General features: G+C 37.0%; 1 pseudogene. It reads right to left on the bottom strand.

The window, feature by feature from the left end:
• Positions 1–202 (bottom strand): annotated as a pseudogene (locus AB4486_RS26035) (hypothetical protein); the annotation flags it as partial.
• Between the last annotated feature and the right edge of the window lie 44 nt (positions 203–246).

Raw genomic sequence — 246 nt, forward strand, 5'->3', positions numbered from 1 at the left:
CTTTATTACTCTTCAATAAGGTATGAGCTTTGTTAGTGAACACAGCACCTTTCCAGTCGCTTTCTTGGGAAGTTAAATATTGTTGAGCTAACTGGTGGTTCTTATCGATATCAATTGACAACTGTTCAACCCACACATCAACATTAACTCTAAATAGGTAGTTACACCCAGAAGCATCACATTGTGATGTTATTACTTCCATATTTGAAATGCTGATAGGTACCGACGTGATTTCAGATTTAGCAC

The sequence above is a fragment of the Vibrio sp. 10N.222.55.C6 genome, from assembly GCF_041473395.1.
Lineage (GTDB): Bacteria > Pseudomonadota > Gammaproteobacteria > Enterobacterales > Vibrionaceae > Vibrio > Vibrio crassostreae_C.